This is a genomic window from Brotaphodocola sp., from assembly GCF_983179755.1.
The window spans coordinates 48,480-75,263 of record NZ_CFAHBC010000011.1 but is presented as its reverse complement, the minus strand read 5'-3'; the positions used below and the strand labels follow the sequence as shown (position 1 = coordinate 75,263).

Sequence of the window (26,784 nt, the reverse complement as noted above, 5' to 3'; positions counted from 1 at the left end):
CCGGAATACAGAAAGCCTGAAGACCCTCACCGATTGCTGCTGCTGCATCTGCTGCACGACGGCAACCCTTCTTGATTGCGATTGCTGCACCTACGGTGTAAGCCCACTTTGCGTTCTCGAAACAGATCGGCTGAATAGCCTCAACCTGCTTGTATACGTCCAGACCTGCGTCCTTGGTAATCTTCTCTGCTTCCTCGATAGAAGCGATGCCATAGCTGTTTAATACTGCATCAATCTGCTTGATGCGTCTCTCATATGATTCAAATAATGCCATGATGACTTGTCTCCTCCTTCAAATTCGTTCGTTTACGCCTGTCTCGGATCGATGATCTTAACTGCATCTGCGATACGGCCGTACTGACCCTTTGCCTTCTCGTAAGCGGTGGTCGGGTCATCGCCCTTCTTAATAAAGTCGGTCATCTTGCCGAAGTTCACGAACTGATAGCCGATGATCTGATCGTCAGCATCCAAAGCGATGCCGGTTACATATCCCTCAGCCATCTCCAGGTAACGAGGACCCTTCTTCAGAGTGCCATACATGGTACCAACCTGGGAACGAAGACCCTTACCAAGATCCTCAAGACCTGCACCGATCGGAAGACCATCCTCAGAGAATGCACTCTGGGTTCTGCCGTATGCGATCTGAAGGAACAGCTCTCTCATAGCGGTATTGATTGCATCACAAACAAGGTCGGTGTTCAGAGCCTCCAGAACAGTCAGTCCCGGAAGAATCTCAGCTGCCATTGCTGCGGAGTGAGTCATGCCGGAGCATCCGATGGTCTCAACCAGAGCCTCCTGAATAATGCCCTCTTTCACGTTAAGAGTCAACTTACAAGCACCCTGCTGAGGAGCGCACCAGCCAACACCATGTGTCAGACCGGAAATGTCTCCCACCTGTTTAGACTGTACCCATTTTGCCTCCTCCGGAATCGGAGCAGCACCATGATGCACGCCCTGAGCGACGGTGCACATTTCTTCTACTTCCTGTGAATAAATCATGTCAAAACTCCTTTCAACTATGTAATCTCATAAAGTACGCGCCATAAGGTCGCGCTGTATGGTACTGCGCTTCTGTTTGACCCCGCAGTCTGACGCCACACAACCGTCTCTTTATTACTCATCGTACTTGATCATATTTTCTCATAAAACGACAATTTCGTCCAGTGTTTTTTACCATTTTCCCTAAAATACCCCCTGACGAAAAACAAAGGCAAAAATGATAATTTTTCAACACTTTTGCTTATTGACATTTTTCTAACAATCTGCTTACGCCGAGATTGTATCTCTCTGCCTCCTGCGCTGTCTGCTTTTTAGACATCTCTGTGCATTCTCCGTAACCGCTTCCCCGTATACCACATCGCGCTTTCTCGGCAGATAGGCATCCACCGTCCGCACCGCAAGTCCCGTCTTGAAGGCAATCTCCTCCCGTGTCACTCCCATCTGATATAAATGTAGGATTCTTCGATGCAAATCACTCGTCGCAATCCCGTGTGTCGCTAACGTCTTCACAATCCGGCACCAGCTGTATCCGGTCTCCCTCTCCACCTTTTTTACCGAGTTCGTTTCCCCATAGCTGTCCAGAATCATCTTGTCAATACTCATTCGGATCTCCTGCCTTCCTTTATTGCCTATCTCTTGGGTCTCTATTCCTTGCAATGTATTACTTGCTTATCTGCAAGCAATACATTGCAATCATTTTTAAAATACAGAAAAAACATGTCCAAACTGTGTCTACTTTGTGATTTTTTTCTCCGCAATCCCTCCAGACTCCCAAATCTTTCAAAAATAAAGTCGATACTATTTCCAAATCAAAGCAATGCTTATGGGAACGTTTCGCACATTCTTGCGCCGAGGCGCGGTTGCTTCGACAACCATCTACTCCTGCGCCGAGTGCGCATCTTCGTTCCACTGCGGTCGGTGCATAACAAGCGCCACTGGCGCTTTGCACCCCTGCGGAGCATTTTTTGTTTCATAGGACGTAAATTTCCTATGAAACAAGAAAAAGCAGGAGCCAGGTCATGTCCCCATGATCCTGCTCCTGCTTTTTATCACGTTTGATTATCACATTTAATCGCACGTTTCCACATTTTGTATTATCACACTTTATGTTATTGCACTTTGTGTTCCCGCGCTTTATATGGCTGCCATCTTCAAGTCGATGATCGCATTTTATCGCAAATACTCGTTTGCTTTGCTTATGCATTCTGGTGCTTCTTGGTCAGGTACTCGTGAATACCCTTTGCACCGTGCTTTCCAGCTTCCATTGCAAGGATAACAGTAGCAGCTCCGGTAACGGCATCTCCACCTGCAAATACGCCCTCGCGGGAAGTCTGACCATTCTCCGGCTCAGCAACGATACAGCGACGCTTGTTGATCTCAAGACCCTCTGTCGTATTAGAGATCAGCGGGTTCGGGGAAGTACCGAGTGACATGATAACCGTGTCCACATCCATCACATACTCAGATCCCGGAACCTCAACCGGACGACGTCTGCCGGATGCATCCGGCTCGCCAAGCTCCATCTTGATCACTTTGATGCCCTTTACCCAGTCGTTCTCATCCGTCAGGATCTCAACCGGATTCGTCAGCAGATCGAAGATGATGCCCTCTTCTTTTGCGTGGTGAACTTCCTCAGCTCGCGCCGGAAGCTCAGCCTCACTACGACGGTATACGATATGAACCTCAGCGCCGAGACGCAGAGCGGTACGGGCAGCATCCATTGCTACGTTTCCACCGCCGACAACGGCAACTTTCTTTCCTGCAACAATCGGGGTATCGTAATCGTCGCGGAATGCCTTCATCAGGTTGTTTCTCGTCAGGTACTCATTCGCAGAGAAGACTCCGTTTGCATTCTCACCCGGGATTCCCATGAAACGCGGAAGTCCTGCACCAGAACCGATGAAGACTGCCTCAAAGCCTTCCTCATCCATCAGATCGTCGATCGTCACAGATTTTCCGATCACGACATCGGTCTCAATCTTAACACCGAGTTTCTTTACGTTCTCCACCTCACTGCGGACAACCGTGGACTTCGGCAGACGGAACTCCGGAATGCCGTAAGTCAGTACTCCGCCCGGCTCATGAAGTGCCTCAAAGATCGTCACATCGTAACCCAGCTTTGCGAGATCACCTGCACAGGTCAGACCGGACGGACCGGAACCGACTACTGCAACCTTGATGCCATTCTTCTCCTCCGGTGCCTTCGGAACGAAGCCATGCTCTCTCGACCAGTCAGCTACAAAACGCTCCAGCTTACCGATGGAGATCGGCTCACCCTTGATACCGCGAACACACTTGCCCTCACACTGGCTCTCCTGCGGGCACACACGTCCACAGACTGCCGGAAGTGCGGAAGACTCTGCGATCACATTTGCTGCTCCCTCGTAGTCTCCCTCCTGTACCTTTGCGATGAATCCCGGAATGTTGATCGAAACCGGGCATCCGTCTACGCAGTGTGGCTTCTTACACTTTAAGCAACGGGTAGCCTCCTCGATTGCCTCATCCACATTATATCCGTAACAAACCTCTTCAAAATTTGTTGCTCGCACTTTCGCATCCTGCTCTCTAACAGGAACTTTCTTTAAAACGTCCATACTTGTCCTCCGATCCATTCTGTAACTCTGTCTGTTCCCGTTTTGGTTAGTTGCAGTTTCCACAGCCACCGTGATGGGTATCGCCTTCCTGCGCTTTGAGCATAGCGCGTCCCTCCTCGGTTCTGTACATCTGCTGGCGCTTCATCGCCTCATCAAAGTTCACCAGATGACCGTCAAACTCCGGTCCGTCTACACATGCGAACTTGACCTCATCACCCACAGTCAGACGGCAGGCTCCGCACATGCCAGTTCCATCTACCATGATCGGGTTCATGCTGACGATCGTCGGAATATTCAGTTCCTTTGTCAGTTTGCATACAAATTTCATCATGATCATCGGTCCGATTGCAACGCAGACATCGTAGTGATTTCCCTGTGTCTCAACCAGATCCTTGATCACATCCGTTACCATTCCTTTTCTCACATAAGAGCCATCATCGGTTGTAATGTAAAGATTGCCGGCAACTTCCTTCATCATATCTTCCAGAATCAGGAGTTCTTTGTTCTTTGCACCCACAATGACATCCACATCGATGCCATGCTCATGCATCCATTTTACCTGAGGATAAACCGGAGCCGTACCAACACCGCCCGCAACGAACAGATACTTCCGGCCTTTTACCTCTTCCAGATCTTCCTTCACAAACTCAGACGGCTGTCCTAAAGGTCCGACCACATCCTCAAAGGAATCTCCTGCCTGAAGTTTGGACATCTTGTAAGTAGATGCTCCCACAACCTGAAATACGATTGTAAGGATGCCTGCTTCCCGGTCAAAGTCGCAGATGGTCAGCGGGATTCTCTCACCCTTCTCATCCATCTTCACGATCACGAACTCACCAGGCTGGCAGGATCTGGCTACCCGCGGTGCTTCCACATCCATCAGGTAAATCTTCTCCGCCAGCTTCTCTGCTTTCAATATCTTATACATTCTTCAACCTCCTGCTATTTGTATCTTGCTGACACATCTTACATCTCAAGTATTATCATTTTATCACTAAACACGAGTTGACACAATAGCCGAGGCTGTTTTTGTTAAAATTTTAGCAACTGTTGCGTTTTTTCTGAAAATATTTTTTACAAAATTCATTATACGCTCAGATCTTTTATTTTTCTCTCCGGTAAAGGCGATAGGTATAGCAGAGGTCAAAATAGGTCTGCTCATCGCTCTCTGAGACGAGCTTCCATCCGTCCGCCTCCTCGAGTTTTGGCAAAAATGTATCTGCTGAATAGGTGAAATCAATCCAGGTCACATCCGCCTCGGTGCAGTACGGAAGAAACTGCCGGTAAATACTCTCCCCGCCGATCACACTCACCTGATTTTCCGGAACATCTTTGACTGCCTCAAGTGCCTCCTCGACACTGTGACAGACAACTGCATTTTTCACCTTGTAATCCTTGTTGTTTGTCAGAATCACATTCATTCTTCCATAGAGGGGCTGTTGTCCGGGCAGACTCTCAAACGTCTTTCTTCCCATGATGATCGCACCGCCGATCGTCTGATCGCGGAATCGTTTCTGATCCTGCGGAATGCTCACGAGAAGTTTTCCCTGATTTCCGATCGCCCAGTGGCGATCCACTGCTGATATCAATCTCATTTCTTCGTCTCCTCCTCGGCTACAATCAGCTCCTTCGCATAAGGCAGTGACAGAATCCAGTCACAGAATGTATGCCACTCCTGAAGTTTGTGATTACGTCTCGCAAAATAAATGTTGATCAGCGTCTCGTAGTTCATCGTGCAGGTGCGCATCTGGTTGTAGCTGGACGGAAGAAGCTGAATCATGTCATACCAGTCTTCCTTGTTTTTTCCCTCCTGCATGTATTTCAGGCGGATCGACTCCAACTGTGCAACCACTGTCTCCATGAATTTCAGCGTCTTCTCCGTCATGTGATCATGGCTGAAATCATCGAGTTCAAACGGTTTTGCATGGATCTTGTGCATCGTGCTCGTCGAATTTGCGACGGTTGCCACTTTATAGGTGTCATACTCCTTCCACCAGTACATCGGCGCTGTCACATCAACGGAGACAAAAATCTGGCGCACAAACTTGCGATGATCGCTTCCCGCCTTTCTCAAGCGTCTTGCCAGATCGAGATCATTAGGACCGAGCACGTAGTTGCCATCCTCATCGTAGGCACTGTCCATCCGCGCCCAGCTGTTCATTGGATTGCGCGCTCCGCGCATTGCATTTTCCAGATTCATCACGCTTGTTCTCTCACACTTTAACATGTCTTCTTTGTCCCTTTCTTTTCTCTATTTCTTTTTTGTATCTCTTTCGTTTCCGTATCTCTATCTCTCTATCTCTTTTTTCTATAATTTCTTTTTTATCTCTTTTTTTTCTGTATCTCTTTTCTGTATTTCTTTCCCTGTGGGATTCCATTTTCTGACTTGTCCTGCTCCTCCTGGCGTGCTATACTGATGGCATTATGGACAAACATTTTTCTTTTTCATCATTATCATTTTCATTTCGATCTTCACTCTCCGAAAGGCAGTCCGATCACGTTCTGTTTTTCTGCGGGGTCTTCCTTGCGGTCTGCGAGATCTACAAACAGATTTTTTTGTATGTGGCAATCTATCACGAGCATTACAACTGGTGGTTTTTCCCATTTCAGTTGTGCAGTCTCCCGATGTATCTGTGCCTGATTTTTCCGTTTTTGAAAAACAGGACACTCAAGACATCAATTGCAACCTTTATGCAGGATTTCAACCTGCTCGGAGGGATTGCGGCGCTCGCCGTCCCGGATGGATTTCGCGGAATTCACTGGACACTGACCCTGCACGGGTACGTCTGGCACATCCTGCTGATCCTGATCGGGATCTGGGTCTTTTTAAATGGAAAATCCGATCTCTCCCGGCGCGGTTTTCTGCGCACCCTTCCAATCTTTGCGATCAGCTGTCTGATTGCGACTCTGATCAACATCTTTGCGCCCGGACACGGGGAGGCAGATATGTTCTACATCTCCCCCTACTATCCGACGACTCAGATTGTGTTCCACGATCTCGCTCTGAAATTTGGCATTGAGCCTGCAAATCTGCTCTATCTTCTGACGATCTGCATCGGAAGTGGAGTGATTCACTGTCTATTCTGCTCGCTCTCTGTGCGCTTTTTTGCCATACTCCGGCGAATCAGCAAATAGCAGATCACATGAGCGCTGAATGTAATGATCCAGGATACCGGATATGAGAGATAAAGCGTCCCAAGTGTCCGATGTCCCGCAAAGACCGTGTAGATCCAGATCACACGGAACAGGCACGCGCCCGTTAGAGAGACAAACATCGGAATGACGGAGTAACCGATTCCGCGGAGTGCTCCGACCATCGTATCCATGATTCCGCACAGAAAATACGTTCCACAGATAATCCGAAGGCGCGCAACGCCATAGCCAATGACATCCTGATCCGAAGAATAAATTTCAAGGAGCTGACGACCGAAGAAAACAGCTCCGTCTCCCATCACAATTCCGACGAAGACCACAATTCCAAGACAGTAACAAAGAATCTTCGTCATTCTGTTGTATTTTCCCGCTCCAAAATTCTGGCTCGTAAAGCTCAGCGCCGTCTGATAAATCGCATTCATCGAGGTGTAAACAAAGCCCTCAATATTTGCGGAGGCGGTACTTCCCGCCATTGCCACAGAACCGAAGGAGTTCACGGAAGACTGGATCAAAACGTTGGAAATCGAGAAGATTGCGCCCTGCATGCCTGCCGGAAAACCGATCTTGATGATCGAGAACAGCTTCTCCGGAACAAGGCGAAGTTCGCGCAATCTCAGGCGATACGGAGCTTCCGAGCGAACCAGACACTGAACAATGAGTCCGGCGGAAATATACTGAGAAATCACCGTCGCCGTCGCAACACCTGCCACGCCCATCTGAAATCCAATCACGAAAATGAGATTGAGAACCGCATTGACCACACCTGCGGTCAACAGGAAATAAAGCGGGCGCCTCGTGTCTCCCGCTGCCCTCAAAATCGCACTTCCGAAGTTGTACAGCAGAGTTCCCGGCATTCCAAGGAAATAAATCTGAAGATAGAGATCCGACAACGGTTTTACGTCATCCGGTGTTCCCATCATCGTCAGAAGCGGGGAGGCAAACGTCTCTCCTGCAAAGATCAGCAGAAGTCCTCCACCAATCGCAAGAATCACGGATGTGTGAACCGTCTCCTGAAGATCCTCAAATTTTTTTGCGCCGTAATACCTGCCTGCAAGTACATTCGCACCGACTGACAAGCCGATAAATAAATTGACCATCAGATTGATCAACGATGTCGTCGATCCAACTGCCGCCATCGACTCCTTGCCTGCAAACCGTCCCACCACGACAATATCTGCCGCATTAAATAACAACTGAAGCAAACCGGACAAAATCAGCGGAACTGCAAACAAAACCAGTTTTCCGAAGATCGGACCGTTGCACATGTCAATCTCATAAGATTTGGCCGTCTTCTTTTGCATCTTCTCTTTTCCTCCCATTTTACTTTGAATCCATTACCTGATTACCGGTATCTTAAGTACCTGTATCTTAGAGCGTGTTATATTCTATCATTTTCTCATCCGATTTTCCATAAGATGTTTTTGAAAAAATATCTACATCTGCTTTCTGACGATCGCATACTCATCTCCCCGGCGGTAATACGGGCATCCCTTGAAGTTATCCTGCAAGAATAAAATCATCTCATCCTCATCTAGATCAACCTCGCAGGTATAACACTCGTATTCCTCGTCGTACTCGTAATTCATACAGCTCTCACAGCTTCCCGCCGGGCTCCCTTTTTCCTTTTTTTTCTCCGTCATGCTTCTTCTCCTCTCCGAAACCTTATTTTCAAGTCGACGCTCGCAAATTCTCTGTCCTTCATTACTGTTCATGCGTTGTGCAAAGGGTCATGGAAAAATTTTTCCACTTTACACTGCTCATACTGGATGAAGCTACATCGGAATCTCCCGCTCAAGCGCAAGCGAGTAAATCCATTTTTCCTTGATCTTCTTTCCGGTCATCTGTGTCAAGGCGCGCGCATAGTAGTCGAGCTGTCTGCTGTAATGCTCGCGAAGAACCCCCTCATCGTCCACACGATCCGTCTTGTAATCCATCAGCACAAGCTCTCCATTCTCCTCAAACCACGCATCCATGATTCCTTCCACAATCACGAGTTCATCCGAATCCCCTGCTCCCATATTTCGGGCCGGAATTCCGACTACAAACTGCTGTTCCTTGTGAAGTCGCCCCTCGCTCTGTGCGAGGCTCATCCGTTTTCCAAGATCCGACTGGAGAAATCTCCAGATGGACATATTGCGGATATAGTGGTTTGCCGACTCACTCAAGCGTCCCTCCGCCATAAGATTCCTTCTCTGAATCTCAATATCTTTTCTGCATGTCACTTTTGAAAAATCAAGCAGTTGAAAGAAACGGTGATACGCAGTTCCGCGCTCCGCCCCGCGCTTCATCGCAAGGAGCCTGTTTTCTGCGCTCAGACCGTCCGGATGATCTCCCTCTTTCTGATCTTTCTGTCCGTTCTCCTCCTTCTTCTCACTCTGATCGCTCTCCTCATCCTCTTCGTCCTGTCTCTCCCACGCTTCCCAGTTCATCCCAAGAATCCTGTCGATGCACACGCTCTCCTCCTCATCGGTGAGCTGTCCCTGTTTTTTCAGTTCAGAGACAGACATCTTTGTGTGGAGTGTCACATCCGCCTCATACGGATAGACCTTTCCGAGCGTTTCCTGAAGCATCTGACCGCGCTCTGGATCGTAGACACGATCTTTATCCAGTTCTGCAAGAAACGTTCTCTGTTTTTTCGTCGTAACCTGGCGATTCAGCTCCTCTCCGACAAGACTCGGAATGCTGGTCTGTGAAATCCGAATCCGGACCTCCTCATTTGACTCTCCTCCGCACGCCATCAAAATCCAGTCCAGATATGAGTTTGCCGACGCAAGAATCGTGTACGGAATCTGACCGTCGACAAGCGGAACTCTCTGATATTTCATCCTCGTCTTTTCCAGCGACCGGTCTGTTCCCGTCATGATCAGATACTCCTTTGCGCGCGTCATCGCCACATAGAGAATGCGAAGCTCCTCACCGAGACTGTCAAGCTCCATCTTTCGCTTCAAAACATTTTTCTTTAAAGTTGTATTTTTCAGGCGTTGTTCCGGGTCGACATAGTCCGTCGCAATTCCGAGTTCCGAATCGATCAGAATCTTTCCGTACAGATCCTGACGGTTGAACTTCTTTCCCATTCCCGCAAGAATCACAATCGGAAATTCCAGGCCCTTACTCTTGTGGATACTCATGATCCGAACGGTATCATCCTCCTCGCCGATCGTCGAGGCTTCCCCGAAATCGGTGTTATACTTTTTCAGGTTTTCGACATAGCGCACAAAATGAAACAGTCCCTTATAACTTGTCTTCTCGTAGGAGGAGGCTTTCTCCACAAGCATCTCGAGATTTGCCCTGCGCGTCGCTCCCGCCGACATTGCGGACACATATCTCTCATATCCGGTCTTCTCATAGATCTCATAGATCAGCTGGTGAATCGGCATATAAATGCTCTTAAGACGGAGTTCTTCGAGAAGGCGTGCAAATTCCTCAAGTTTTGAAACCCAGGCTGGAAGTCCATCCACCCGCTGTCTCTGTAACCGCCCTCGTAACTGCCCCTGCGTTTGTTCCTGTAACTGTTTCTGCATTTGCCCCTGCAATTGTCCCTGTTCTGATTTTTGCATGTTTTGCATGAGTTCTGCCTTATTCAGCCAGAAACGCAGGGATGCATAAATTCCGCGATCCTGCCCTTTCTTTGCAGTTCCCTGATAGCCCGCCATCATCTGTGCAAGCTCTGAGTCACTCATCCCGCACATTGGAGAACGAAGCACGCAGGCAAGCGGAATGTCCTGCATCGGATTGTCAATCACGGAGAGCAGACTCAAAACGGTCTCCACCTCGAGCGTGTTGAAATATCCCGTGCGCGACTCCGCATAAGCCGGAATTCCCTCGTTCATCAGCACTGAAGTAAAGACCTCACTCCACCCCGCCGTGCTTCGCAGAAGAATCACAATGTCACGACGCGACGCTCTCCGGTATGCCTTTGTCTCCTTGTCCCAGACCATCACACCGGTCTCCGGATCAGTCATCTCCCGGATCTTCCGAACAATCATCCTTGCCTCGATTTCACGCGCTGTGTAATCGGCGACATCCTCATCCATCTGGGCAATAGAGGCATCCCCGGTATCCGCAAGCATGAGTTCCGGAATCAGCGGATTTCTCATCTGGAAAATCGGATCTAACTTCATTTCCTCATCTGCATCTGCCGACATATTTGGGAGCGCATTGGAAAGCCTATCTGGAAGTGTATTCGGAAATGTATTGGGAAGCGGAGCAAACTCAGCGCCCGGATGAAGTGCACTCTCCTCTGTGTAGCGGATATTTCCAAGATTTCTCGTCATAATGCGATAAAACACATCGTTGACCGCATCGAGGACTTCCTTTCTGCTTCGGAAATTCTGGTGAAGCTCGATTTTTTTATCGCTTCCCTCCCCGCTCTCATACGGCTCATAGGAATCATATTTCTCGAGAAACAATTCCGGTCGCGCAAGGCGAAAGCGGTAAATACTCTGCTTGACGTCTCCAACCATAAAGACATTGTGGCGACCGAAACGCTCCCCGGACACCGCTTTTAACAGCGCTTCCTGCACGAGATTGCTGTCCTGATACTCATCGACGAGAACCGCCTCAAACTGCTCGCTCAGCTCATCCGCGGAATCCGTAAAACTCATGCTTCCATCGTCCTCAAACCGGATCAACACCTTTAATGCCTGATGTTCGAGATCATTGAAGTCCACAAGTGCGCGCTCCCGCTTCTTTGCCTGAAACCGCTCCTCAAACTCTTCCACAAGGTCGAGAAGCATCAAAATCCCGTCCCGCGTTTCCTCCATATCGCTCCACATCTCCGACGGCATCGAAAAGCAACAGAGATCTTTCATTTTTGTGACTGCCTTTTTGACCCGATCCCGGCATCCGGTCACATAGGCTTTCAAGTCCGGATCAACTTCCTTGCTCCTCACGGTTGCAAGGCGATCCCAGCCGACTTCATTGAGCACCTCATAGAGTTCCTCAAAATTCTGAGCTGAAGCGATTTTTTTGAGCTGAAAAATATCCGACTGAAACATCGGTGAGTAGGCATCTAAAAAATCATCATAACGGCAGATCTGAAGCGCATCCGTCATCTGAAGTGCAAGTTCCTGCGCCTGCTGTCTGATATCCACAAGCAAAAATTCCAGCCATCTCGGATAGTTTCCCGCCTTCTTGAGTTCCTGATCGAGGTTCTCTGACTCCAAATCAAGATCCTTCGGATTCTGATTAAGCTCTGCCCGACATTCATCAAGCCATCGCTTCGGATCGGGATTACTCTGAGAAAACGCATGCACCTGCGTGATATAATCCTCAATCCCCGCATCGCTCTTTCCCTGTGCATACATCCCGACAAAACGCTCAAATGCCTCCCCGCCATTCGCATACCGATTCTCAATCAGTTCTGCCATCACATCCTGGCGAAGCAGGAGAATCTCTCCCTCATCTCCGATTCGGAATGCCGGATCAAGGTCAAGAAGGTTGAAATGCTCCCGAATCACGCTCAGACAGAAACTGTCGATCGTCGTGATCTGCGCGTGATGGATCAGAGCAGACTGCATCTGGAGGTGAGCGTCATCAGGATGTTCGGCAAGCCTCTTCTCAATCGCCGTGCCGATTCTCTCTCTCATCTCCGCCGCCGCCGATTTCGTGAACGTCATCACGAGAAGACGGTCAATATCGAGCGGTTCCTCCCCCTCCGTCACAAGCTCGATGATTCTCTCGACGAGGACGGCGGTCTTTCCGCTTCCCGCTGCCGCACTCACGAGCAGATTTTTTCCCCGGCTTTCAATCACCTGCTTCTGCTGTCTCGTCCACTTAATCGCCGTTTTCGCCCCTTCCGGGCGCGCACACTCTCTCGCGCTCTCTATTTCTTTTTCTTCTCTCTCTGATCTGTCTGACATATTTCCTCCCAGATTTCCTCCGACTTCATCTTTTTCCACTTCTTAAACTCATATCCCGCAGACTTCTTATCAAATCCACAGACTGCATGGTACGGACAGTAATCACACGCCGATCGCTGACCGTTCTTGTACGGTTCCACACTGATTCTTCCATCGAGAATCTCCTGACCGATCTTGCGGACTTTTTCATGCACATAGGTGCGAAGGGAGTCAAAACGCTCCCGATTTGCGACCGAGGACTTGCTCTCCTGCACCTCCCCGTTCTTTAAGACGACCGGAATGATGTCGGACTCCTTCTCAATCGTGCGGTCGAGATGATGAATCGCCTCAAGCTCACTGTTGATCAGACCATTCATCCTCAGCTGTCTCAATATCTGCGCATCTACCATCTCTGCATCCGCATGCTCCTCCTTCTGGACAACCGGATCGGAAATGTTGTAGTAGAGAATTCCTGCCGGAACAACCTTTTTCTCCGGATAACGGCGCTCAGTCATCTCCATCACAGCGTCCATATAGACGACAAGCTGAAGCTGGAGTCCATAGTAGAGTGCCATCAGATCAAATGAGGTGCTTCCCGACTTGTAATCGATGATCTTGACATAGACCTGATCTCCATCCTCACACAGATCCATGCGGTCGATTCGTCCGCGCAGATGCAAAGACTCCTCTTCGGAGAGCGCGATCTTCATCGCATTTAAGTTGTCGGCAGAGGAGAATGACACCTCAAATCCCGCCGGGACGAAATCTCCTCTCTGAATCTGCTGTTGGAGCGCCCAGACCGTTCTCTGCGTGATCTGCTCCACGCGCTTTGCAAGGTAGGCATTTCGCGACGAACTTCCCAAAATCTGATTTCCGTAGTCTGACGCAACACTCTCCACACAGCTGTGCACAAGATCTTTTCTCTGCTCCTCTGTGATCGTCTGCCAGTCAAGTCCCTGATCTTTCACACGTTCAAAACACAGATCGATCGAGTCGTGAAACAGATTTCCAAGATCCGCCGGTGCAAGCTCAAATTTTGCCCTCTCCTCAAGTTCGAGTCCATATTTGAGGAAATGTCCGTAAGCGCACGCCGCATACTGCTCAAGTCGCGTCACGCTTCCGCTCAGAATCGTGCCGTAGAGTGCCTGCGCAACTGCATGACCGATTCCCTGCTTTTCATAGATGTAGCAGGAGGCATCCGCCAGCTTCTCCGCCTCACTTTGATGCTCGCCGGAATTTAAAAACCACCGGTAAAGCTCGAGGAATTCTGCGTGTTCTTTCCACACCTGCATTTCCTTCTGTTTTTTCGGATCGGCAACTACATTCACTTCGCCTTTTGATGCTTCTGTTGACCCATTTTCTTTTTCTTTTTGCGCCGATTGTTCTTTCTGCACCGAACTCTCGCGCCACAGTTCTACATCATCGCGAAACTCCCCGATTCCGAAAATCAGCTGTTTTCTCGCCTCTTCAAGCGAGTAAATCTTCTCCTTCTCCCTGCGAGTTTCCCACTCTTCGCGAATCACCGAGAGTCCCGGGAACATATTTTTCAGTTCTCCGATCAAATAGGACGGGCGACGGCTTTTTCCGTCCGGTCCCACGCAGGAATATGAGACGACAAGTCGCTCAGAGGGCTTTGTCATCAGCCGATAAAGGTAAAAGCGCTGGCGAAAACTGTCCTCCCTCGCCGTCGGTGCCAGCTCCAAATGGCACTGTCCGAAAAATTCACGCTCCCGGTCTGAGAGCAGGCTTCCGCTATCCCGGTGCATCGGCACAATCCCGTCATTGACTCCGATAAAGAACAGCACTTTAATATGTGCGAGTCGCGTTCTCACAATATCACCGACCACGACACGGTCGACTGTCGCCGGAATCACACCAACAGAGATCTCGGCAAAACCGGCATCAAGGATTTCCTGAAATTCCTGACGGCTGACTTTCTCCTCCCCGAGAAGCTGAGAGAGGCGGTCAAGAAGCTCCCTGACAAGCCCATAGACCTGCGTGTACTCCTTCTCCAGACGGAATTCCCCGATCTCATGGAAATACTGGGCGTACGCTTCCATCTTCTCCTCCGCGCGACACTCGGTCAACAGCTCGAAAAGTCCCTGCACCATCCCGGACACATTCAAATCTTCCCTGTGAAACGCTTCCTGCAAATGGAAGAGCGGGGCAAGTGCCTTCTCCTTAAACGCATTGAGTTCCACCAGATTTAACTCTTTCGCTCCGCGGTATATCCGCTCCCAGGTTTCCCGAAAGCGCCGTCCACCACGGATTCCAAGCGCCAGCACATAGTTTTCCATCCGGTCTGTCATCTCCGACTCACGGACGACAAGACCCGTTCTCAAAAAACGAAATACGCTCTCATAGGAAAAATCCCTCCGCACCGCTTCAAGTGCCGAGCGGATCAGCTCGACGAGACTATTGTCGAGCACTGTTTTTCGGTCATCGAGAAAGCATGGGATCTCATTTAACGCGAACTGGTGCTGAATCTCTCTGCCATACCCTTCTAAATCTCCGGTGACAACCGCAATGTCACGATAGCGAAGTCCTTCCTGTTTGACTGCCCGGCCAATCTGATGAACCACGCGCTCAATCTCCTCCGGCACTCCCGATGCCTGATAGAGCTCGATACTGTGATCCCGTTTCCCCTGAAAATTTCCACCTCCATAGCGAAACAGGTGACGCTCGAGCCAGCCAATTCCGGGGCTCTTCTTAAAACGGGGCAACGGTTCCTGATTTAACAGGCGATCCGGCAGTTTCCTGACCTGATTCTTTTCTGCAAGTTCTGACAGGCGCACAACCATCTGGTGACTCATATAGAAAAGATTTTGCATTCCCATATTTCGGTAAATCGCCTCGCTCGGGTCCGCAGTCACGGTCACAGTCACATCCTTCGCATAGACGAGAAGCAGTTCAATCAGACGATACTGCACCGGTGTAAAACCGGTGTATCCGTCGAGTGCAATCTTACTGTTTTTGATGATCTGAGATTTCGGAATCATCCGGCACAGCACATCAAGCACCTGCTCCGCCGTGATATAATGTCCCTCTATATACTGCTGAAAGCTCTCAAACACGACCGCAAATTCTTCGAGTTTCTGGCGCAAAAGCGGACTTTTCGCCTCCGGTGCCGTCTCTCTCAAAAGTTCCGGTGTCAGACCATACTGATAAAACTCCGAGATCATCGATTTGAGCTGTCCGACAAATCCCGCCTGGTTCAAGTGTCCGCTGAAAAGCACAAGCTGTTTCCGGCAGAGTGCCGTAACCTTTCTAAGCACCATCGATTTTCCCATATCGTCGAGAACCTGAAGATTCTCCACTGCCAGCTCTTCAAATACCCGGTATGCCAGACGCTGAAAGCTGAGCACATCGATATTCATCGTTCCGTGAGCCGGATGCATCATCACCATATCCTTCTGTGCCTGCATCGTAAACTGCTCCGGCACAATCACAAAATAAGACTCGTTTGAATTCTGAATCGACTCCTGAATCACCATCTCATAGAGAGCCGTCGTCTTTCCGGAACCAGAGCCTCCTAAAATCAGCTGAAGCGCCATAGTCTTGTCTTCTCCATTTCTTCCTCTTCTTTATCTATTTCTGTTTTTCCGTCATTGAAACTGCTAGCTTCAAGTATATCATAAAACGAATGGCAGGAGAATACACTGTATCAAACATCCCCGGAGGTCTCTCCCATGAGTTCCAAAACAAAAATCGTCGTTCTCCGCATGAAGGAAATTATTTATACCGCTGTTTTTATCGGTTTTGGCATCTTTCTGATCCTTCTGCTTGTGATTATGTTCCGCCCCAAAAAAGATACTCCAGCCTCCGCCAAAGGAACCGTCTACCACCCCGGTGTCTACTCGAGTGCTCTTCACCTCGGTTCTCAGGAGGTCAACGTCGAAGTCACCGTAGACGCAGTCGAAATCACCGGTGTCACTCTCGTCCCATTAAGCGATTCTGTGTCCGCAATGTATCCTCTCGTCGCCCCATCTGCCAAGAACTTGAGCGGACAGATCTGCGCAACCCAGTCTCTCAAAAATCTGACCTACCCACAGGAATCGAAATACACTTCCCAGGCACTGATCCGCGCGGTTGAGAGAGCACTCGCAAAAGCCTCCGTCTCCACGACCGAGACACTTTTTCCGGGACTGTAAAATTCAGGGCATTCCTGTAAAATTCTGTGATTTGAGATTCTGTGAAATGAAAAAAGCTGATGAAAAACCATCCCTGAGGGATCACCGCACTGTTTTTCACCAGCTTTTTCAGACGCAAAATCTCATTCATTTCATCCATCGTTCTATTCATGCAACTGGAGCATTTGAAATCGATCTTGCTGTATCCTGTCAATTTTCTTCCAAATTTATTTGATGCTTTGTCTCTTCCTCTTCCGACTTCGGCACATCCTGCATCTGTGCATCCTGCGCATCCCCGTTCACATCTTGTGCAGACGGGAACTCTTGCATTTCCTCGTTCTGATTCTGCCCTGCAAGTTCTGTCTCAGGGTTCTGCTTGGCAATCTCTTTCTCGGTTTCCTGCTCGAGTTTTTCTGCCGGTGTCAGCTGATTCTCCGGCTCCGGAATTCCCTTGCATCTGCGGAAAATCTGCATAAACTCTTTTCCGGTGATCGTCTCTTTCTCGATCAAAAACTCTGCGATCTGATCCATCACATCCCGATTCTCTCGCAGAAGGCGTTTTGCCTCCTCGTAAGCCTCATCGAGAATCCGCATCACCTCTTTGTCGACTTCCGCTACCGTCGCATCTCCACAGTTCATGACAACACGTCCGTCGAGATACCGGTTCTCCTGAGAGGCAAGTCCCATCAGACCGAATTTCTCGGACATTCCATACTGCGTCACCATCGCACGCGCAAGTTTTGTCGCCTGCTCAATATCGTTTGATGCACCGGTTGTCACAGAATCAAACACAATCTCCTCTGCGGCACGTCCTCCAAGATATCCGACGAGCATCGCCTGGATCTCTTTCTTGCTGTTTAAGTACTTCTCTTCCTCCGGCACATGCATCACATAGCCGAGCGCTCCCATTGTTCGCGGAACAATCGTGATCTTCTGCACCGGTTCTGCGTCTTTCTGGAGTGCGCTGACAAGCGCGTGTCCGACCTCATGGTAAGAGACAATCCGTCTCTCCTCCCTGCTCAGAACACGATCTTTCTTCTCCTTGCCGACGAGAACGACCTCAACCGCCTCGAACAAATCCTTCTGGCAGACGGCATTTCGTCCATTCTTCACGGCAAGAATCGCTGCCTCGTTGATCATATTTGCAAGATCCGAACCAACTGCCCCGGAGGTTGCAAGCGCAATCGCCGGAAGATCCACAGTCTCATCGAGGGAGACATTTTTCGCATGAACCTGAAGAATCTCGGTCCGTCCTTTCAGATCCGGTTTGTCCACGATCACGCGACGGTCAAAACGACCCGGACGAAGGAGAGCCGGATCAAGCACTTCCGGACGGTTTGTCGCCGCAAGAACGAGGAGTCCCTTTGACGAATCCATTCCGTCCATCTCCGAGAGCATCTGGTTGAGCGTCTGCTGCTGCTCGGAATCGCTTCCGCCGTAACCGCTTCTGCTTCTTCCGATGGAATCGATCTCATCGATAAAGATGATACACGGAGCTGTCTGCTGTGCCTGCTTAAACAGGCTTCTGACTCTCGATGCTCCGACACCGACATAGAGTTCCATAAAATCTGATCCGGAAAGGAAGTAGAACGGAACCTTTGCCTCTCCTGCCACTGCTTTTGCAAGCAAAGTTTTTCCAGTTCCAGGAGGTCCGACAAGCAACGCTCCCTTTGGCAGTTTTGCGCCGATTTTCGTGTATTTCGCCGGATTGTGAAGGAAATCCACCAGTTCCACCAAGGACTCCTTCGCCTCATCCTCTCCCGCGACATCCGCAAATGTCACTCCGGTCTCTTTCTCCATGTACACTTTCGCCGTGCTCTTTCCGACACCGCCCATGCGCTTTGACATGAAAAACATCAGCATCGCAAACAGAGCGATCGGGAAAATCAAATTGATGATTGTCTCAATCATCGCTGTCGTATCCTGAAGTTCCCGCTTCATCTTGACTCCGTGCTCATAGAGACGATCTGTCAACTGAAGATCATTCATCGGAATCGTGTAATACTGAATCACCGAATTGTATTTTTCAGAATCCTTTTTATACTGAAGCTGAATCTGCGTGCTTCTCACCGTCACAGACTCAATCTGCCCATCATCCACGTCCCGGATGAAGGCATCGTAGCTGATCTCTTTCTGGCTCTTGCTCATCATATAGCTCCGCATCAGATTTGCGGAAAAGAGTGTCACCAGAACTGCAATCAGGATAAGCAAAAGCTGACCCTTCGGTAATTTTCCATTTCCCTCAGAGCCGTTGTTTGTTTTTTTGTCCATAATTCAGGCAAGTTCTCCTGTTCTTTTTTGTCTGTTTGCCTCCCTTTTTTGGCGCAACTGTTCTCATTATAATGGCTGTTTTCCTAGAAATCAAGGCGCGCACTTAAAAAAATAACTTTTTTCAAATACCTCTGGATTTCTGTGATTGAGAGATGTATAATGTACAAGTTATTTTTACGGAAGTCATTTTTATAGTATTATCCCCACATGATTATGTACTTCCCCAATCTCTTTTTATCTAATCTCTTAATATTTATTTTTCATTTCATATTTATTTTTCATTTGAAATCTTAAATTTTTTGAGATTTGACTTTATTTTGAGACTTTGGAAGTACATGCACAGCGAAAAAGGAGGTTTCACAGTCATGCCAGTTAAGTACGTTTTTGTCACCGGAGGCGTTGTCTCCGGTCTGGGAAAAGGAATTACCGCCGCATCCCTCGGTCGTCTTTTGAAAGCCCGCGGTTACAAGGTAACCATGCAGAAGTTTGATCCTTACATCAACATCGACCCGGGCACCATGAACCCGGTTCAGCACGGTGAAGTATTCGTCACCGACGACGGCGCAGAGACCGATCTCGATCTCGGTCACTATGAGCGTTTTATTGATGAGAGCCTGACCAAGAACTCCAATGTCACCACAGGTAAAGTATACTGGAGCGTTCTTCAGAAAGAGCGTCGCGGAGATTTCGGCGGAGGCACCGTACAGGTTATCCCCCACATCACAAATGAAATCAAGAGCCGGTTCCACCGCAACTACTCCACGAACGAGACCGAAATCGCAATCATTGAGGTCGGCGGTACTGTCGGAGATATCGAGAGCCAGCCGTTCCTTGAGGCAATCCGTCAGTTCCAGCATGAGGTCGGTCATGAGAATGCAATTCTGATCCATGTCACCCTGATTCCTTACCTCAAGGCCTCCGGCGAGTTAAAAACAAAGCCGACCCAGGCAAGCGTAAAGGATCTTCAGAGCATGGGAATCTGGCCGGATATCCTTGTCTGCCGTAGCGAACATCCTCTTGACGACTCGATCCGCAGTAAGATCGCTCTGTTCTGTAATGTTCCGAAGACCCACGTTCTTCAGAACCTCGATGTCGAAGTTCTCTATGAGGCACCGCTTGCAATGGAGAAGGAGCATCTCGCTGAGGTTGCCTGCCAGTGTCTCCAGCTTGAGTGTCCGGAGCCGGATCTGACGGAGTGGCGCGCAATGATCGACGCTTGGAAGCATCCGGAGCATGAGGTGACCGTTGCCCTTGTCGGAAAGTACACTCAGCTTCATGACGCTTACATCTCTGTCGTCGAGGCTTTGAAACACGGCGGTGTTGCAAACCATGCAGAGGTTCATATCAAATGGGTAGATTCTGAGACTGTAACAAAAGAGAATGTCGGTGAGATTCTCGGCGATGTCAGCGGAATCCTTGTTCCGGGCGGATTTGGTTCCCGGGGAATCGATGGAAAGATCCTTGCGATCCAGTATGCGCGTGAAAACAACATTCCGTTCCTCGGTCTGTGTCTCGGAATGCAGCTCTCAATCGTTGAATTTGCCCGCGATGTAGTCGGCTACAGCGATGCGCACAGTGCAGAGCTTGACCCGTCCACGGTTCATCCGGTCATCCACCTGATGCCTGACCAGAATGGTATTGAGGATATCGGCGGAACCTTACGTCTCGGCTCCTATCCGTGTGTTCTGAATAAGGAGTCGAAGGCATACCAGCTCTACGGTGAGGAGACGATTCATGAGCGTCATCGTCATCGCTATGAGGTCAACAACGATTACCGCACCGTTCTTCAGGAGAATGGCATGATGCTCTCCGGAATTTCCCCAGACGGACGTATCGTTGAGATGATCGAGATCCCGTCTCATCCGTGGTTCATCGCAACCCAGGCACATCCGGAGCTGAAATCCCGCCCGAACCGCCCACATCCGCTGTTCCGTGGATTTGTTGAGGCTTCTTTGAAGAAGGCTGGAGAGATCTAATACTTTACGCTCCGACAGGCGGGTAAAGTTCTGCAAACTCGTTCTCACTCCGGGTTTGCAGAATCTTTTCCGCCCGTCGGAGCTGTTATCTGTCTAACCAAAAAACTGTGAGAAACCAGATTGTTTTTAATCTCTGAGTTTTCACAGTTTTTTATATTTCTGAATATCTTAATTTTTCAAGTCTGTTTTTTTAAAGTTCTCGTCTTTTTCTGTATTTTCTGATATGATAGTCTCTACCACTTTACAACAAATATGTGAAAACCCCACTCCTTCAGCTATGGGATGGACTATAATGAAAGTTTAATATTTAGCTTTTCATCTTACACCCTAGAAATAAAAGTATTTTAGATATACAGATTTTGGAAAGGAACTTTACAAATGTTAGGAAAAACTCACTTTGCAGTCGGAATGGCATCTGCCCTGGCTATTTTACAACCGCAGACTCTTCCCGTTCTTATCACCGGAACGGCGGCAGCGGCAGTCGGGGGGATGATCAGTGACATCGATTGCGGTACTTCACAGGCTCACCAGGGAGCCGATAAAATCATGACTGCCACGATTGCGGTAACTTCCATCGTCATTTTCATCGATTATCGTTTTCGTCTTGGAGTTTATGAAAGCCTGATGCAAAACAGCAGTGTCTCCCGCCTGTTGACCGGTTTAATGGCATTTCTTATGATCTGTGCCTACGGTTCCAGACAACCACACCGTTCATTTATGCACTCTTTTCCGGCAATGATTATGCTGACCGCCTGCATGGATGTCATTTATCCGGATGCGGCTCCGTACTTTGGCGTCGGTTTTCTCTCTCATCTTCTGCTGGATATATTTAATTTCCGTCAGGAAAAACTTTTCTGGCCGATGAAAAAGGGATTTTGCCTGCGCCTGTGCTCCTCTCAGGGCGCTGTAAATCGTCTCTTACTGATCGTTGGAAATGTGTCAACCGTTTTTCTGGTTATTACCTCGGTTCCAATCAGACGCTTTGCATCGCTGATTCTTGCCTTTCTTTTTCCATAAAAGAGAAAAAACTTTTACAATACCTGAATAAATTCCATAAAAATATTTCTAATCGTTTTTCTTTTACTTTCGATTGACTCAACCTCGCGCGATGTAAGGCAGAAAAGTACAGGCAAACCCGTGTGAAACGTCGGTGTTTAAACCGCGTATTTTGCGGTTTTATGCACCGCTACGTTGAACCCGGAGTGAGAACGAGTTTGCATGACTTTTTCTGCCGTCGGCGCCCTGCCAAATAAAATCATACAATCCATACCAATACTTCGCATAAAATCCCCTACTCAAGTGAATGCTATACTTGCCACAATAAAAAACAGGCAGCCTAGCATCCACAAAAAGAAAGGGGATTTTCTAATGTCTAAAAATAACCAGCCAAATGATTTCCAAAACAAAAAAAGGAACCCTGACCCGGATCCCTATCGATGTGAGGTGAACTCGTCCGCTCTCGACGAACTTGATTTTCAATCGTGCTCTGCAACTGACTGCACGGGACTGATCCCATTTCTTCCACAGTCAGAAGCAGAACTCGAATCTTATGCAGAACTTTATCCGTATTTTTGCGACGTTTTCACTGATTCAGATTCCTCAAATGATTAACGGTTCCTGATCAGATACAAGATACAAATATGCAAATACCCAGTTGCCCGAAAAGTCTCAAATCCAGATTACTTTTTAACCCGGTAATCTCCCTGCTTCAAAAGATAACGCATATAAGAAAATGCCTTCCTCTCGCCCTGGTCGCGCAACATAATCAGAATTTTTTCCAGCTCAGCTTTTGTGTCCGGATGCATATACCCATCCAGATACGGCATCTCATGCTGATAATACTCCCACGGCGATGCACTCGTATAATCTTTTCCCCGGTAAACCCGGCAGGCCGCAATTCGATCCATCACCATCTCGACGAGATAGTTGACCGGCATCTTGCAACCTGCCATTCCACCGGCTGTCTTAGAAAAATCAATCCAATACTCAAAATGATGCTTATTTCTTCCCTTATGGTGAAGCCATGCGGAAGAATATCCTTTTTCATCACGCTCCGCTGCATTCGGACTACGGGTTCCCTGATAATAGCGAACTCCTGTCAAGAATTCCGTCGGGCTGTACTTCGACAGATCATGGAGCAATCCCTGCCGGTAAAGTCCCACCCGAAAACAGTTCTCCATCACCAGAATCTTGTGCTGTGTGATCGTCAGAAAATGATGCCATGCCTTATGTTCCATCGTTCTCACTCTCCTGTTTCTCTGCTTCTACTTCTTACTTCTATCTTCTATATCATCCTGTTTTTAAATAATCCCCTGCTCAAAACAGAGACAAAACCTGTACAGAAAATCACAGACAGATCATCTCCATCTCATTCGCCCACGTCTCATCCAGTTGTTCAGGCGTGGTAGACTAGCATTCTGATAGACAAAATTTTCACAGAGCACAGTTTAGCACATTCTCGTCACGGATTCCACTGTTTTTTTCTCAATTTTTCTACTTTTCCTTTATTTGAGTTCCTCACGAATCGAAGTTCCGATCGTTCCCTCCGGCATCTTCACGCCAAAGTAATCCGCGATCGTTGCGCCGATGACTGCAAATGTGTTCGTCTCCGGAAGCTCTCCGCTTCCCTCAAATCCCTTGGAATAAATCACAAGCGGAACCTGCTCTCTCGTGTGATCCGTTCCCGTGTAAGTCGGATCATTTCCGTGATCTGCGGTCAGAATCAGCAGATCATCCTCACCGAGCAGAGGAAGCAGTTCCCCGAGCTTCTTGTCAAACTTTTCGATTTCCTGCGCATAACCGACCGGATTTCTGCGATGACCCCAGAGTGCATCGAAATCCACAAGGTTGACAAAACAGAGTCCGCGGAAATCCTCTTTTGCAATCTCAATCGTCTGCTCCATTCCATGAACCGAACTGTTTGAGTGAAGAGCTTCGGTGATTCCATGTCCAACAAAAATATCATTGATCTTGCCCACGGAAATCACATCAAGTCCGGCCTCTTTGAGTGCATCAAGCGCAGTCTCTCCAAACGGCGGAACCGCATAATCGTGACGGTTGCTCGTGCGCTTGAACTCGCCCTTTTTCTTTCCGACATAAGGGCGGGCAATGACGCGTCCGACCTTCCACTCATCCTTCATCGTCAGCTCTCTCGCAATCTCACAGCAACGATAGAGTTCCTGAAGACCAAACGTCTCCTCATTTCCGCAGATCTGAAGCACAGAATCTGCCGAGGTGTAAACAATCATATGACCGGTCGCGATCTCTTCCTCTCCGAGCTCATCGAGGATTGCTGTTCCACTCGCACTCTTATTTCCGATTACCTTGTGACCGGTGCGCTTCTCAAGCTCTGCAATCAGCTCCGGCGGAAATCCGTGATCCGTAAATGTGATAAACGGCTTTACCGTCTTTAAGCCCATCATCTCCCAGTGTCCGGTCATCGTATCCTTGCCGTGGCTCGCCTCATTCATCCGCGCATAGTAAGCAAGCGGATGCTCTGCCTTCGGGACCTGGCGCAGTGGGTGAAGATTTGCCAGTCCAAGTTTCTGAAGATTCGGAATATCCAGCGTCTCCACCGTATCCGAGATATGACCGAGCGTGTCGGTTCCGGCATCGTGATACTCTCCTGCATCTTTCGCATTTCCAATTCCAAGAGAATCCAGTACAATCACAAAAGCCCGCTTAAATGTCTTTTCTGCCATTCTGTCCATCCTCCATTCTTTCTAACCGTTCTGTTTTCTTGCGATCTGTGCTATTTCTTAATCAATCCAACAGATTTTCCGGACCGAAGCTGAGCGGAAAAAGCTCCTCCAGCAAAAACTCCTGATAAGAATCTGCCCCGTCCGGAAGAATGATGCGAAACGTACTCTGGTTGCAAAATTCCCGCATCACCTGACGGCAGACGCCACACGGAGCTGTCACTCCACTTGCCACACCGTTCTTTCCGCCGATGATACAGATCGCCTCAAATTCCCGCTCGCCCTCGCTGACTGCCTTGAAAAACGCCGTGCGCTCCGCACAGTTTGTCGGCGTGTAGCCCGCATTCTCAATGTTGCATCCAAGATAGATTTTTCCATCTTTTGTCAGAAGCGCAGCTCCCACCTGAAAATGAGAGTACGGCGCATACGCGCGTCCCATCGCCTCTGTCGCCTGCTCAATCAGCTTTTTTGTCATCTCATCCGCAGCTGCCTGCGAATGCATGGTGTCGGTATACATGGTATTCTTATGATTCATCTATGCCTGCTCCTCTGCTTCGAGAAGACGCACAATCCGGCTCGTTCCGAGACGGTCTGCCCCGAGTTCAAGGAATTTTTCTGCATCCTCAAGGCTTGAGATTCCACCCGCTGCCTTAATCTTCACATTCTCTCCAACATGTTTTGCAAACAGCTCAATATCCTCAAACGTTGCGCCTGCCTTGGAAAATCCGGTCGAGGTCTTAATAAAATCTGCTCCGGAAGCCGTCACAACCTCGCACATGCGGATTTTCTCTTCCTCAGTCAGCAGACAAGTCTCGATGATAACCTTCAGGATTTTTTCCCCACATGCCTTTTTGAGCGTGCGAATCTCCTCCTCCACAAGATCATATTGTCCATCCTTGACCCAGCCGAGGTTGATCACCATGTCGATCTCATCCGCTCCGTCCTCAAGTGCCTGACGCGTCTCAAACTCCTTGACTTCGGTCGTGTTGTATCCGTTCGGGAATCCGATCACGGTGCATACCGCCATCTTCTCCCCGACATACTCCTTCGCCTGCTTGACATAGGACGGCGGAATACACACAGACGCCGTCTCAAAACGAATCGCCTCATCACAGAGTTTCTCAATATCCGCCCAGACCGCAGTCTGAGAAAGCTGTGTGTGATCCACATAGTGCGCAAGTTCTCTCTTCTCCATCTTGTCTCCCCCTTCTCCTTCACTTTGTTCGATCCAATATTACTCTTATTTTGCCTTCTCAAGCAGTTCCTTGAGTTCTTCAACCGTAATCGGATAATGCTTGTTGCAGAAATGACAGTTGACCTCAATCGTCTCTCCGTCATCGATCATGCTCTGCAATTCTTTCTTTCCGACACTGATCAGTGCCTTCTCGATTCTCGACTTGGAGCAGTTGCAATGGAACTGAACCGGCATCGAATCCAGAATCTCCAGACCAAATCCGCCAAGCACTTTCTGAAGAATCTGCTCCGGCGTATTTCCTGCATCGAGCAGAGAGGTGATCGAAGTGATCTCCTTGAGCCTCTCCTCAAGACCGGAAATGATCTCCTCGGATGCTCCCGGCATCAGCTGGATGATGAATCCGCCTGCCTGACGAACTGTGTTATCCTTATTCATCAGAACTCCGAGTGCCACACTCGACGGAGTCTGCTCAGAGGTTGCAAAATAGTAGGTCAGATCCTCTGCGATCTCACTCGTCACAAGCTGAGTCTGACCGACATACGGCTCTTTCAGACCGATATCCTTGATCACGCTGAGCACACCGATACCGACTGCACCGCCGACATCGAGCTTTCCAAACTCATTCGGAGGAAGCATAACCTGCGGATCTCCGACATAGCCCTTTACATTTCCGTGAGAATCAGCCGTCACTGTGATGCCGTGAATCGGACCATCTCCGTTGATCTTTAAAGTCAAAAGATCCTGATCCCCCTTCATCATCGAACCCATCAGCGCACCTGCGGTCATCAGACGGCCAAGTGCGGCGGATGCCACCGGGCTTAAATTATGAGCGGAGCGTGCATACTCCACCATATCTCTTGTTGTTCCAGCAAATGCACGGATCTGACCTTCGGCCGCCGTTGCACGAATCATATAATCTCCCATCGTT

At 48.9% G+C, this 26,784-nt stretch carries 22 protein-coding genes; 4 read left to right on the top strand and 18 right to left on the bottom strand.

The features are described from left to right. The 8 genes from AC4EVX_RS06265 to AC4EVX_RS06230 form a co-directional block, all read right to left on the bottom strand. A partial coding sequence (locus tag AC4EVX_RS06265) for a GGGtGRT protein (RefSeq protein ID WP_490159803.1) occupies positions 1-274 on the bottom strand: 274 nt, incomplete at its 3' end. A 32-nt stretch (positions 275-306) separates the two neighbouring features. Further along, positions 307-999 (bottom strand): iron-sulfur cluster assembly scaffold protein, encoded by a 693-nt coding sequence (locus AC4EVX_RS06260; protein WP_177977719.1) that lies wholly within the window; start codon positions 997-999, stop codon positions 307-309. 267 nt (positions 1,000-1,266) lie between these two features. After that, entirely contained in the window at positions 1,267-1,602 is a 336-nt protein-coding gene (locus tag AC4EVX_RS06255; RefSeq protein ID WP_490159802.1) for a hypothetical protein, read from the bottom strand. A 593-nt stretch (positions 1,603-2,195) separates the two neighbouring features. After that, entirely contained in the window at positions 2,196-3,593 is a 1,398-nt protein-coding gene (gene gltA / locus AC4EVX_RS06250; RefSeq protein ID WP_490159801.1) for an NADPH-dependent glutamate synthase, read from the bottom strand. Positions 3,594-3,639: 46 nt separating this feature from the next. Next, positions 3,640-4,521 carry a sulfide/dihydroorotate dehydrogenase-like FAD/NAD-binding protein gene (locus AC4EVX_RS06245; RefSeq protein ID WP_177977722.1) on the bottom strand — a complete coding sequence of 294 codons (882 nt, stop codon included), beginning with the start codon at positions 4,519-4,521 and terminating at the stop codon, positions 3,640-3,642. Between the two features lie 175 nt (positions 4,522-4,696). Beyond that, positions 4,697-5,188 carry a dihydrofolate reductase gene (locus AC4EVX_RS06240; protein WP_177977723.1) on the bottom strand — a complete coding sequence of 164 codons (492 nt, stop codon included), beginning with the start codon at positions 5,186-5,188 and terminating at the stop codon, positions 4,697-4,699. Further along, positions 5,185-5,820 (bottom strand): hypothetical protein, encoded by a 636-nt coding sequence (locus AC4EVX_RS06235; protein ID WP_177977724.1) that lies wholly within the window; start codon positions 5,818-5,820, stop codon positions 5,185-5,187. Before AC4EVX_RS06235 ends, AC4EVX_RS06240 begins: the two co-directional genes overlap by 4 nt. Next, positions 5,807-5,971, bottom strand: coding sequence for a hypothetical protein (locus AC4EVX_RS06230; RefSeq protein ID WP_490159800.1), 165 nt, complete (start codon positions 5,969-5,971; stop codon positions 5,807-5,809). Before AC4EVX_RS06230 ends, AC4EVX_RS06235 begins: the two co-directional genes overlap by 14 nt. A 46-nt stretch (positions 5,972-6,017) precedes the next feature. On the opposite strand from AC4EVX_RS06230, the gene AC4EVX_RS06225 reads away from it, so the two are divergent. After that, positions 6,018-6,728 (top strand): TMEM164 family acyltransferase, encoded by a 711-nt coding sequence (locus tag AC4EVX_RS06225; protein ID WP_490159799.1) that lies wholly within the window; start codon positions 6,018-6,020, stop codon positions 6,726-6,728. Here the strand turns inward: AC4EVX_RS06225 and AC4EVX_RS06220 are convergent. From AC4EVX_RS06220 to AC4EVX_RS06205, 4 genes are all read right to left on the bottom strand, one after another. Beyond that, the gene (locus AC4EVX_RS06220) at positions 6,665-8,047 is read right to left on the bottom strand and encodes an MATE family efflux transporter (RefSeq protein ID WP_177977727.1); all 1,383 of its coding nucleotides are present in this window, start codon (positions 8,045-8,047) and stop codon (positions 6,665-6,667) included. The genes AC4EVX_RS06225 and AC4EVX_RS06220 overlap by 64 nt on opposite strands. A gap of 132 nt (positions 8,048-8,179) precedes the next feature. Next, positions 8,180-8,386, bottom strand: a complete 207-nt coding sequence (locus tag AC4EVX_RS06215) for a DUF6472 family protein (RefSeq protein ID WP_177977728.1) — start codon at positions 8,384-8,386, stop codon at positions 8,180-8,182. 132 nt (positions 8,387-8,518) lie between these two features. Continuing rightward, the gene (locus AC4EVX_RS06210; protein ID WP_490159798.1) at positions 8,519-12,607 is read right to left on the bottom strand and encodes a UvrD-helicase domain-containing protein; all 4,089 of its coding nucleotides are present in this window, start codon (positions 12,605-12,607) and stop codon (positions 8,519-8,521) included. Further along, the gene (locus AC4EVX_RS06205) at positions 12,571-16,140 is read right to left on the bottom strand and encodes a PD-(D/E)XK nuclease family protein (protein ID WP_490159797.1); all 3,570 of its coding nucleotides are present in this window, start codon (positions 16,138-16,140) and stop codon (positions 12,571-12,573) included. Before AC4EVX_RS06205 ends, AC4EVX_RS06210 begins: the two co-directional genes overlap by 37 nt. Positions 16,141-16,275: 135 nt before the next feature. Here AC4EVX_RS06205 and AC4EVX_RS06200 point away from each other — a divergent pair, with 135 nt between their 5' ends. Beyond that, a complete protein-coding gene (locus tag AC4EVX_RS06200) occupies positions 16,276-16,737 on the top strand; it encodes a hypothetical protein (RefSeq protein ID WP_177977347.1) in 462 nt (153 codons plus the stop codon). 189 nt (positions 16,738-16,926) lie between these two features. Here the strand turns inward: AC4EVX_RS06200 and ftsH are convergent, their stop codons facing one another. After that, positions 16,927-18,987 (bottom strand): ATP-dependent zinc metalloprotease FtsH, encoded by a 2,061-nt coding sequence (gene ftsH / locus AC4EVX_RS06195; protein WP_490159796.1) that lies wholly within the window; start codon positions 18,985-18,987, stop codon positions 16,927-16,929. Between the two features lie 365 nt (positions 18,988-19,352). On the opposite strand from ftsH, the gene pyrG reads away from it, so the two are divergent. Both pyrG and AC4EVX_RS06185 read left to right on the top strand, forming a co-directional pair. Then, positions 19,353-20,963, top strand: coding sequence for a CTP synthase (gene pyrG, locus AC4EVX_RS06190; protein WP_177977349.1), 1,611 nt, complete (start codon positions 19,353-19,355; stop codon positions 20,961-20,963). Between the two features lie 378 nt (positions 20,964-21,341). Further along, a complete protein-coding gene (locus AC4EVX_RS06185; protein ID WP_177977350.1) occupies positions 21,342-21,980 on the top strand; it encodes a metal-dependent hydrolase in 639 nt (212 codons plus the stop codon). Between the two features lie 662 nt (positions 21,981-22,642). Here AC4EVX_RS06185 and AC4EVX_RS06180 read toward each other — a convergent pair. The 5 genes from AC4EVX_RS06180 to hslO form a co-directional block, all read right to left on the bottom strand. Further along, on the bottom strand, positions 22,643-23,200 hold the full coding sequence (locus AC4EVX_RS06180; RefSeq protein ID WP_177977351.1) for a DUF5662 family protein: 558 nt from the start codon (positions 23,198-23,200) through the stop codon (positions 22,643-22,645). 267 nt (positions 23,201-23,467) lie between these two features. After that, a complete protein-coding gene (locus AC4EVX_RS06175) occupies positions 23,468-24,664 on the bottom strand; it encodes a phosphopentomutase (protein ID WP_490159795.1) in 1,197 nt (398 codons plus the stop codon). Between the two features lie 61 nt (positions 24,665-24,725). Further along, on the bottom strand, positions 24,726-25,178 hold the full coding sequence (locus tag AC4EVX_RS06170) for a cytidine deaminase (RefSeq protein WP_490159806.1): 453 nt from the start codon (positions 25,176-25,178) through the stop codon (positions 24,726-24,728). Positions 25,179-25,196: 18 nt separating this feature from the next. After that, complete coding sequence (gene deoC / locus AC4EVX_RS06165; RefSeq protein ID WP_490159794.1) at positions 25,197-25,856, bottom strand: deoxyribose-phosphate aldolase; 660 nt, start codon at positions 25,854-25,856, stop codon at positions 25,197-25,199. A 45-nt stretch (positions 25,857-25,901) separates the two neighbouring features. Continuing rightward, positions 25,902-26,780, bottom strand: coding sequence for an Hsp33 family molecular chaperone HslO (gene hslO, locus AC4EVX_RS06160; RefSeq protein WP_490159793.1), 879 nt, complete (start codon positions 26,778-26,780; stop codon positions 25,902-25,904). Positions 26,781-26,784: the final 4 nt, after the last annotated feature.